Genomic DNA, 10,474 nt, shown 5'->3' with positions numbered 1-10,474 from the left:
CGCAGTGGCGGATTTCGGAGCACAAAACTGTCAATACACCACAAAAGTTGATGCGTGGCAGAATGTTCAATTAACCACTTCACCCGCCATTGAGCCAAACGCCTGTTAGCCTTTGTTTTTTTTCTCTATTTGTCAGAAGGGCAGGCATTCCAGCATCTATTTTCACAGTCGTGCCAACACTTGTTGTGTTCGTCTCTCGCCATTTCTTCTCCGAACAAATCAAGATACAAGTCTTTGGTGTTTTCAAAAGAATTTTTCAAATCTTCAGCGTCTTGTTCTCCACGCATTCCGAAATATGGATAGTGGTGCATATATCCGCCAAAGAGTTTGTCGCAATCTTTATGATACGACCTTGTGTCCAAAATGTGATAGTGCCAAGTTTGATCCATTATTTTATTAGGAACAATTCCTTTGCCATATACCATACAAAGATTTAAATATCTTTTGTATTCAACCTCTGCACTGTCAACTTGTTCCGCTGACCAACCCATTCCTTCTTCTGGGTCTTGCAACTTCTGTTTCATTAATTCAAAGTCCAATTCTGCCACTTCTGGTGCAATTCCTTTTACATTGATTAAAAAAGAAATTCGCTCCTGACTAATTGGGTCTGGAAAAATTAAATCCGTTGCTGTGTGAATTACTGTTGCTTTCATATTTATTGAATTTTTAAGTTTGAGAATACAAAGTTTTGGTTGGCTCAAATTCAGGATTAAGCCAATATCGTTTTAAGTTTCGTTCACCAATGATTTCTGTTCTACCGTGAAAAATTCTGTGATTATCAATGATCAAAATATCGTTTTCTTCAAGTCGTAATTTCACGTGAGTTGAGTTCTGTATTAAGTCCCGCCATTTATTAAAGACTGGAAGTTCACGGTATTTTTCTCGTGCCAACCAAAATGAATAGTAAAATCTACGTTGTCCATCAACCTCTCTTACTATCGGATTTGAGTTTCGATTTTCAGGAAACATTTTGTGTTCGTAAACGTGAATTTTTGAAAGAGCCAATTTTTCATCTTCGGTCAATTGTGCAAAGACTTTTTCTGCATCACACAACATTGAATGTCCACCTTTTTCGGCTTGTTTTTTACAATGCCATAAAATGTATTTCGCCAAATGATTGTCTGTATGAAAGTCGAGATACTTGTCTGACGTCACAAGACTTTTACTTTCAGAATTGGCTATTACATCAGTTTCGTTAATCACGTTTCCAAGTTGAGAAAGTATTTCTTTCAATTCTTCCTCATTCTTGTTTAGGATATGACAAAACCCTTTTTCGGTTAAATCGTCCTTTATATATGTCATTACTGTCTCGGTCATTTTAAAATAGAGGCTAACTTATATATAAAAACCAATTTATCACACAAAGCTATCTTCAGATTACAGCTTTCTGTGGTAAAGGTTAACTTTTATTTCCAACAAATATATTAAAAAATATTTTTAAATCTCAAATCGTCAAAAGGTTTTTTTTGAGTATGATTGGTATTGTATTGTTTTAAGTGGTCTTTGGACGCTAAGACTAGTTAGGCTCCCTTCTCTGTCGCAGGCGCCCGCCTGTGACATGTGCGATTATGCCGTCAGAAATGAAGGAGCAGGAACTCGTATCAATATATATGCTGGCAAATACATTTTATAAAATATCAGTTCGATGAATAGCAAGAAAGAATGTTCTGAATATCTTAAATTAGGAGTCACAAGAAAAATTAATCACTTCGGATTAGTCATATCTTTATTATTTGCATCGATTGCTTTTCCCGTTGCGCATTATTTTAGGCCGGATTTGTTTTTACTATTTGCAGCTATTACGTTTTTGATATTAGCCATATATTTTTACTTTAAGCAAAAAAGTAAACTAAAACTTCAATATTTTGATACCGGAACTAAAGCATTAAGAAGCCTTGAAATCATTACTAAAATTGCTGATATTTTATCCTGGGAAGTTAGAAACTTGAAACATTATTCAAACGACAAGATAAGATTAGAACTACATACTAAGCCTAACTCTTTTATTGCTTTTGGTGAAATGATAACCATCATTATAAATGATGAATATTTGTGTCTTAATAGTATCAACACAGTTGATAAATTTACTAATCAAACTATTTCTTTGAAAGATAGTAATGAAAATAACATCATGTTATTTAAAGAAAATTTTTTAAAGTTGATAGCTAATTATCAATAGTTTATATTGAATTATAGATTCTTTTTACAAATTATCTCGATAACCTTCTACACCACCCCCAAAAAATCCTTCACAGCCATCCACCTTTATCAAGTGCTCAAAAATCTACAACTAATAGATTATTCACCGGAAATATATGCTTGTTTTTTTAGCAATATGCATTAAACGCAAATCTTTTAATAAAATACGCCTTTCAAGTGCTGTGCAAACAGTCTAATTTTGAGTTTTGATAATATGAAGATACACAAAAAAATCAGGGCTATTCGTCTGAGTAAGGGATACAAACAAAATTATATGGCCTATAAGCTGGATATAGATACGGCTAACTATGGCCGCCTGGAAAGAGGGGAGACCAAAATTACTATAGAACGCTTAGAAGCTCTGGCAAAAATTTTTGACCTCGACATTACAGAGTTGGTGAATGTAAATAGAGAAACAACCCAAAATGCAACACTTCAAGATGATGAAATTACTGAAATCAATCATAAGTTGTCTAAAATTTTATATGAAATTCAATATATCAGGCAACAATTAATTAAAACTAAACATACAAAATGAAAAATGTAAAAAGATTCACACTACTGTTCATGCTAATTATTATGTCAAATGCTTTAGATGCTCAGGATATTATAACCTTAAAAAATGGGGAAGATCTAAAAGTAAAAGTACAGGAAATCGGTTTGGAAGAAGTCCGCTATAAAAATTTTGATAATTTAACCGGTCCGGTATATACTCTGCGAAAGTCCGATATATTTATGATTACCTATGAAAACGGCAGCAGGGATGTTTTTGGCAGTTCCGCAGAGCAAAAAGAAACAACTGAAGAAAGTAGCAGAGATATGCAAAGAGCTGCTTCTCCGGAACCTCATATCAGCAACCGTATGTTGTTTGATTCCGGTACTCAAAAGGTGAGAAGAGGTAAAACATTAGTAGGTATATCTGCACCTGTTTTTTTAGGGGGCGCTATTCTACTTGGCGTTGGAATTGATCGCTATATATATTCCTATTATTATGATCCGGTTTTTGGATATGTTTATGATGAAATTGATGAAACAAATGGAATTATTATGATGGTTGCCGGTAGTCTTCTGGTATTGTCATCAGTGCCTATGTTTGCCGCCGGTTTATCGAATATTTCCAAAGGTCGCAATGAAATCAGTTTGTCAAAAAGTGGAGAAAGCCGCTTACAAATCTTACCCTATATGAATACCAATTCTCAGGGGCAGCTTCAATCCGGGCTCTACCTGAACATACGCTTTTAATCCTGATGTATTTTTTTGTCTAAAAGTGCTTTCATCGCCTTTGATAATCCTTCAATAGTAGATGGAAACATGCGATTTTCGGAAAATTCTTTTAACATTTGAACAGACTGGTAATATGGCCAGTGGTTTACAGGCATAGGATTAATCCAAACAAGATAGGGAAAGTGATTTTTTATGCGTTGCAGCCAGGTAATTCCTTTTTCGTCATTAAAATGCTCAACACTGCCACCGTTTACCATTAATTCATAGGGTGACATGGCAGCATCACCAACGATGATAACCTTGTAGTCACTATTAAATTTATGCAGTAAATCAAAGGTGTTGATGCGCTCAGTATCCCTTCTGTCATTATCTTTCCAAACAGATTCATAAATGCAATTATGGAAATAAAAAAACTCCATTTTAGAAAACTCGCTTCTGGCAGCGGCAAATAAACGATTGCATATCAAAATGTGGTCATCCATAGAGCCGCCTACATCAAAAAATAACAAAACTTTTACGCGGTTTGCTTTTGAAGGGATAAATTTTAAATCCAGCATACCGGCATTTTCGCTGGTTTTTTTAATCGTTGTTTCCAAATCCAATTCATCGGCTATGCCTTCCCGATTGATTACCCGCAGATTTTTAAGTGCTTTTTTAATATGCCTGGTACCTAACTCAGTGCTTTCATCAAGGTCCTTAAATTGCCTTTTATCCCAAACCTTAACAGCTTTTCTATGTCTGCTTCCGGCTTGTCCGATTCTATATCCTTCCGGATTATATCCATAAGCTCCAAAGGGGGAAGTGCCACCCGTGCCAATCCATTTGCTGCCTCCCTGATGTCTTTCTTTTTGTTCGTTCATCAGTTCCCTGAAACGCTCCATTAACTTTTCAAGCCCACCCATTGCTTCTATGGCTTTTTTTTCTTCTTCAGTCAGGTTTTCTTCAAAATGCTTTCGTAACCACTCTTCCGGTATAGCGCTTATGTCTTCATCCTGAATCAATTCTATACCTTTAAAATAATGAGCAAAAAGCTGATCAAAGCGGTCAAAATGTTGCTCATGCTTTATCAAAATAGCCCTGCTTAAGTAGTAAAAATTTTCAACCTGAAAGGCAGCCAAATTTTTCTGCATAGCCTCCAACAGGTCTAAAAATTCTTTTAAACTAACAGGTAAACCTTGATTTTTTAATAAAAGAAAAAATTTTATCAGCATATTAAATCACTATTTCAGCTGTTTTAATTGACCAAAAACCTTTAAATCCTGTTCATTTTTTAACAAACTGCCTATATATGGCACCAAATGCTTTTGTACATCAAAGTTATGAGCTTCTTTACCATCGGCTATCAGAAGCAGCTTCAGCCAATCAATCAATTCACTGGTGGATGGTCTTTTTTTAATTTGGTTTAGGTTTCTAATTTGATAAAAAACATCCATTGCCTCAGAAAACAGATTTTTGTTTATATCCGGAAAGTGAACATCTATAATTTTTTGCATAGTAACTGTATCCGGGAAAGTGATATAGTGAAAAATACATCTTCTTAAAAAAGCGTCAGGCAGTTCTTTTTCATTATTCGAAGTAATTATGATAATGGGTCTGCTATTGGCTGTTATTTGCTTTTGCAATTCATAGCAGTAAAACTCCATTCGGTCGAGCTCAAGCAAGAGGTCATTCGGAAAGTCTATATCTGCTTTATCTATTTCATCTATCAATAAAATGGGAGCACTTTCTTCTTCTATCGCCTTCCAGAATGGCCCTTTTTTGATATAGTTTTTAATATCATTTACCTTTTCATCGCCTAATTGCGAATCTCTTAATCTGGAAACCGCATCATACTCATACAAGCCTTGCTGAGCTTTACTGGTAGATTTAATGTGCCAGTAGTAAATGTTTTTATTTAGTGCTTTTGCTATTTCTTCAGCCAACATCGTTTTGCCGGTTCCGGGCTCGCCTTTTACCAGCAATGGCCGTTGTAAATGTATAGCTGCGTTAACTGCTATTTTTAAATCTTCTGTTGCTACATAGTTTTCGCTGCCTTCAAATGCTGTCATTCTTTTTATTTGCAAAGGTAAGGGCAATAAGCTGTTTTTGTAAGCTTTTAGGCTTATTTATTGAGGGGCTGAAATTATTAGCCGATCTTTAAAATTTAACACATAAGGGTGTTCTTCATCATTTAAGTCTTTGAGTAAATTGGAAGTAAAGCGCCCGGGCAAATGCTCTGAAGTTGAGGCAAATCGAACTAAAGCCGCCCGATAATTCCATTCTTTTTGCGACCAGCCCCGCAAAAATCTGTATTGTCTTCTGCTTAAGCGGGTATCTGACAATACGTTAAGCGCGGCTATCTTTGCTTCATCGGAAGCATCAGCGTTTGAAATTACATTTTCAAAAAGAAAGTCCCGATGTTTTTTTGCATGTGCAGAGAAATATTTTTCAGCATAAAATCTGACTTGTTGAAAGCTATCGTTCAGGGCTAACAGCATTTCATTTTGAATGTCCGGATTTTTTGAATTACTGAGTCCTTCAGCTGCCGATCTTCTGACATGAGGATGTGAGTCATACAGGCCCTCCAGTAGAATTGATTGATAAGCAGTAGTGTCTAAACGGGATAAAAACATATAAGCATGGCTTCTTCTTTGCCATGAAGGATCGTTTGTAAATGGAACTACAGTTTCTGCGACATAAATGCCATGACCTTCTTTACTGCATTCCTGAAGTAGGTTCAAAGCTCTGGAGACTATAAACGGATTTTCGGAAGATAGCGAATCACTGAGCGCTTTGGTTGCCTTTTCGCCAAACTTGGGTAAAATAATTCGAAACAAATGAACTTCTCTGACTGATTCTGTAAGCATTTGTTGCATGATAAAATCGAGCGCTTCATCGCCAATTTCCAAAAGACGTTCCCGGGCAGGTTCCACATATTTTTGGAACTTAAGAGGAGCGGCAGAAGCATGCCAAAATAGTTTTTGTAAATCTGTTTCATCCGCAAATTTATTCTCTTCTTCTTTTTCGGTGGATTCTGCTTTTTCTTCATTAGTTTGTTCAGGCTCAGTTTGAGTACTGATGAAATTAGATGGTAAATCCATTCCCGTGCCTTTTGTTCCGGCATTCCAAAATCGGTTTCGCTTTCCGTTTACAGAACCGAAAAAGGCATTTTCACCCAGGTCTGCAAAAATTCCGGTAGTTCCAAAACTTCTTCTAAAATCTGAATACCCCTGACTATTGGCTCTTTTAGCAATGTAGCCATTTTGTCCGCCCTCAGCTATAAACAAGCCTATCCCGTTTGCATTTCCTGCTCCCTGCGATAAACCTTCACAAACAAAGTTATCATCATCATTTCCCAAATCGAGTAAAAACCCAAAGGCATAATCGTGTCCGCAGCCTTGAGAAACACCATTGCTGATATATTGGTCTCTGCCTCCGTAATCTATGAGGCCTGCAAAAGCCAGATGCACCCCACTTCCCTGAGCATATTGATATGCCTGATATTTGTCGTGTCCGGATTTATCGACTAAACCGCCCAGGGCATACCAGTAGGCCGAACCTTGTCCGTAAATATCACTCAGATAAAAATCATTTCCGGCTTTGTCAGCCAGGATTCCAATACCTCCGGAAGCATGAGGTCTATGACCTAAGCCTATACCCTGACTTAAGGTTACATAGCGGTCATCATATCGAAGCATATCTACAAATTCAGGTCTTGCCAGATACTGATCATGGCCGCTCAGGTCTACCAAAGCCCCATATCCTTTTACCCAACCCACTGCTTGTATATTTTGATTTCCTTCATATAAATCATTGCCATTAAGGTCAAATAAAAGTCCAGCTCCAAAAGCTCCACAAGCTTGAGAAGTAAATGAAGAAATATAGCGGTCATTTCCGGATTTGTCTAAAAGGATACCCACACCCATAAAGCCGCTTCCCTGACTATACGATTTTGAGTGATAAATATCATCTCCTTTTATGTCTATCAAAATATCTATCCCACCGATAGAGCCACCTAAGCCGGCAGTTTCATTTCTATAATAATTATTTCCTCCCCGATTTATCAAAACCTGAAAGTCGCTTTTTTCTATTTCTGAAAAGTTAATATGGTTAGATTTTTCCGTTAAAACCCAAAGTAGATAATCAGAAGGCGTTTTATCTGAAAAAATGATTTTCCCCAATGCTGTTTCTAATGTGAATTCAGGTATGTCTATTTTTGTATTTTCTAAAAAATCTGTTAAGTCAAGGCTTGCCCGATAAGCAATAGATGCCGCTTTAAGTATAGCTCCGGTATTGAAGTCTTCAATTAGTGAAAACAATCTTTTTGACTTTTCAATTGATGCATATTCCCTCAGTTTGTAGTCTTCTAAAGTATTGCCCCTTATGCTTTCATCTGTATTATCTGATCTAAAAAGCTGTGGTAATTCCTGTTTGAGCATATTGAAAGTATCTGTTGGAATGTCTTCCTTAGCCTTTTTAATAAGCTCAACTACGGTATGGCTTTTCGTGACAAAATTTTCTATTTGAGTTTGAAGTTCAGGGTGGTCTGCAATTTTTTTCATCTCATTTTTACTTATAAGTTCAGCTATTGGCTTTGCTTCAAATGCCATGATAGGGAAGGGCTCATCCAGGCGGTGAGAGATATGCTCAAATAAATGTTCAGGCTGATTATATTTTTCAAAAAGAAATTCAGATTCAGCGGCAATCACATCTATAGTATACAGTGGATTAGAAAACAAAGTATCTATTAAACTTAATCGAAAAGCATCTCTGCTGCTTAAATCTTCGGGCATAGACAAGTCGGTTATATTTCTATCTGCTGCTTTTAAACCTTTTTTTACAACAGGTAAAAACTTCTCAGAAAGTGTTTTTTCTGAAGCAATTAAATTGAAAGAAAAGAATGAAAAATGACAAATTGCTATTATGAAAAAGAAAGGCTTCAAAACTGACATTGTAGTTTAGTTTATAAATTAAATAAGGGTTTTACTCCGAAAGTTAAAAGGTAGTTTATCTAACAGAAGTAATCAAAACCAGGCCTAATTTATAAAATCCGATTAAATATAGAATAATAAAAGAACTGGAATATTAGTTATTTTGATTGAAATATTAAAGCTGTGTTTTATTATCTACTCCAAAAAACAGCCTATTTAAATTATGTAGACAATCAAAATTAACCTTATTTCATTGTCAAACAGCCTATTTTCAGAAAGAAAAAATATTATTAGGTGTTTTTAATCTTTTGCTTTTGAATTGTATCCATTAAGGGCATACTTAATGGCTCTGCAAAGTACATTTCAATTTCACCTTTGCCTTTAGCAGCAATTTTCCCTCTATATACCAGGCTAAATTTACCTTTTACGAGTTCATAAGTTTTTTTGGATATATTTATTTTACCTGTTTCTCCACTACTTTCCATTCTGGCTGCTAAGTTTACATCATCTCCCCAAATATCGTAAGCAAACTTTTTGATACCAACCACTCCGGCAATAACATTTCCGGAATTTACACCTATTCGCATTTTTAGTTTTACTTTACTGATTTTATAGCGATTCTCCATAAAATCCCTCATCTCGATGGCAGCCTTTATAGTTTTTTCAGCATGGTGTTTATCCGGAAGCGGTAATCCACAGGCTGCCATATATGCATCACCAATTGTTTTAATTTTTTCAATGTGATATTTTTCCATGATTAGGTCAAAAGCTCTAAAGCAAATATCTAGTTCATTGACAAGATCTTGGGGAGGAAGTTTTCCTGAAAGAGCAGTAAAACCACTAAAATCAGTAAACAAAATACTTACATCAGAAAAGTGCCGAGCAGTTACTTTTCCATTATTTTTTAATTCATTAGCAACTTCCAGAGGTAAAATATTTAGAAGTAATTTATCAGACCTTTCTCTTTCAAATTCAATGATTTTATTTTTCTCGGCCAATTCTGTGTTCTTCTGTTTGAAAATTTCACGTTCAGACTGTGTTCGAATTAGTTTGTTATTAACTTCAATAGCTGCAAGCTTATAGGTTATTTTATCTTCTTTTATTTCCTTCTCTGTATCAGCATATAATTTATAATATTTTAATGCATTGTCAAATTGTTGGAGTTCTTCATAACAGAAGTAGGTAAATTCATACACCTTTAACCAAATTAATTTGTTAGTAACTTTTGGTAGTATTTTTTCCGTAGATTTTAAAGTTTTTAACGCTTTTTTGTATTCGTTATTAAGATAATATGTTAAAGCTAATGATTTTAATATATCGCATTTAACATTGATTTTATCTTCAGGAAGCATTTCTAAACAATGCAAGTAAAGTTTGATTGCCTCTGTATATTTTTTTTGTTTGTAATAAATTGTTGCTAAATTTTGCTCAGCTTGTATTCTGAGAAGTAGTTTAATATGAGGTTTAGCCAAACATTCTTTCAGTAAACTCTCAGCATTTTGGAGTTTATTATTCCAGGTTAAAATGTTGCCTGTTCGGAGTAAAACTTCAGCCTTTTGATTTTCTGTAGAGGCAATTTCTCCAGCCTTATTATAATGCTCTAATGAGTGATCAAATAATCGAGACCTTAAATATAAATTCCCAAGCCATATATGAAGTTTAAATGTTTTATTTTTATTACCTAATGTCTCATGAATTTTAAGCGAATTTAGACGCCATTCTATAGCTTCAGCATAGTCCTGCAACTTTTCATATATAGATGCAATTTTATCAAAAATTGCTTGTAATATAAGCGGGTTGCTTTTATCCTGAATTTCATCTAATTGTTGATGCAGTTTTAATAGTTGTTGCTGGTATCCCTTTTTCAAGGTTTTATTTTTTTAGACTATAAAAATGATTAAAAGATTAGTAAAAGTAAAGAAAAGTAAAGAAAAGTATTGAAAAGAACATCTTAAAGCAAAAAAAAACACTTCGTAATGAGTTGAAATAATTATATTTATTTGTGACACTTATAAAGAATATAAAACTAATTGCATGTTAAAATGACAGTTATTAATACAATATATTGTTGTTTTGTAAATTATAGTAACGGATGAAAAAGTTTTCTAAAACTTTGTTTAATGTAAAAATATTTGGATTTC

9 protein-coding genes are annotated in these 10,474 nt (G+C 34.7%); 3 read left to right on the top strand and 6 right to left on the bottom strand.

Annotation, left to right across the window (positions count from 1 at the left end; translation table 11 throughout):
* Positions 1 to 125: 125 nt before the first annotated feature.
* Positions 126 to 653 (bottom strand): hypothetical protein, encoded by a 528-nt coding sequence (locus EA412_14665; GenBank protein TVR75931.1) that lies wholly within the window; start codon positions 651 to 653, stop codon positions 126 to 128.
* A gap of 13 nt (positions 654 to 666) precedes the next feature.
* Positions 667 to 1,317, bottom strand: a complete 651-nt coding sequence (locus tag EA412_14660; GenBank protein TVR75930.1) for a hypothetical protein — start codon at positions 1,315 to 1,317, stop codon at positions 667 to 669.
* Between the two features lie 328 nt (positions 1,318 to 1,645).
* On the opposite strand from EA412_14660, the gene EA412_14655 reads away from it, so the two are divergent.
* The 3 genes from EA412_14655 (at position 1,646) to EA412_14645 (ending at position 3,441) form a co-directional block, all read left to right on the top strand.
* Positions 1,646 to 2,179: a hypothetical protein gene (locus EA412_14655; protein ID TVR75929.1), complete on the top strand. Its 534-nt coding sequence runs from the start codon at positions 1,646 to 1,648 to the stop codon at positions 2,177 to 2,179.
* Between the two features lie 234 nt (positions 2,180 to 2,413).
* Positions 2,414 to 2,737 (top strand): XRE family transcriptional regulator, encoded by a 324-nt coding sequence (locus tag EA412_14650; protein ID TVR75928.1) that lies wholly within the window; start codon positions 2,414 to 2,416, stop codon positions 2,735 to 2,737.
* Complete coding sequence (locus tag EA412_14645; GenBank protein TVR75927.1) at positions 2,734 to 3,441, top strand: hypothetical protein; 708 nt, start codon at positions 2,734 to 2,736, stop codon at positions 3,439 to 3,441. The genes EA412_14650 and EA412_14645 overlap by 4 nt, the downstream gene beginning before the upstream one ends.
* Here EA412_14645 and EA412_14640 read toward each other — a convergent pair.
* The 4 genes from EA412_14640 to EA412_14625 all read right to left on the bottom strand — a co-directional run bounded on the left by EA412_14640 (position 3,438) and on the right by EA412_14625 (position 10,201).
* On the bottom strand, positions 3,438 to 4,634 hold the full coding sequence (locus EA412_14640; GenBank protein ID TVR75926.1) for a VWA domain-containing protein: 1,197 nt from the start codon (positions 4,632 to 4,634) through the stop codon (positions 3,438 to 3,440). The genes EA412_14645 and EA412_14640 overlap by 4 nt on opposite strands.
* Before the next feature lie 9 nt (positions 4,635 to 4,643).
* Positions 4,644 to 5,480 (bottom strand): MoxR family ATPase, encoded by an 837-nt coding sequence (locus EA412_14635; protein ID TVR75932.1) that lies wholly within the window; start codon positions 5,478 to 5,480, stop codon positions 4,644 to 4,646.
* 48 nt (positions 5,481 to 5,528) lie between these two features.
* Positions 5,529 to 8,354: a HEAT repeat domain-containing protein gene (locus EA412_14630; GenBank protein TVR75925.1), complete on the bottom strand. Its 2,826-nt coding sequence runs from the start codon at positions 8,352 to 8,354 to the stop codon at positions 5,529 to 5,531.
* Between the two features lie 269 nt (positions 8,355 to 8,623).
* Positions 8,624 to 10,201, bottom strand: coding sequence for a hypothetical protein (locus EA412_14625; GenBank protein ID TVR75924.1), 1,578 nt, complete (start codon positions 10,199 to 10,201; stop codon positions 8,624 to 8,626).
* Between the last annotated feature and the right edge of the window lie 273 nt (positions 10,202 to 10,474).

The sequence above is a fragment of the Chitinophagaceae bacterium genome, from assembly GCA_007695095.1.
Classification (GTDB): Bacteria; Bacteroidota; Bacteroidia; order Chitinophagales; family REEL01; genus REEL01.
Note: the sequence above shows the minus strand (reverse complement) of the source record. Positions and strands in the feature narration are given on the sequence as shown.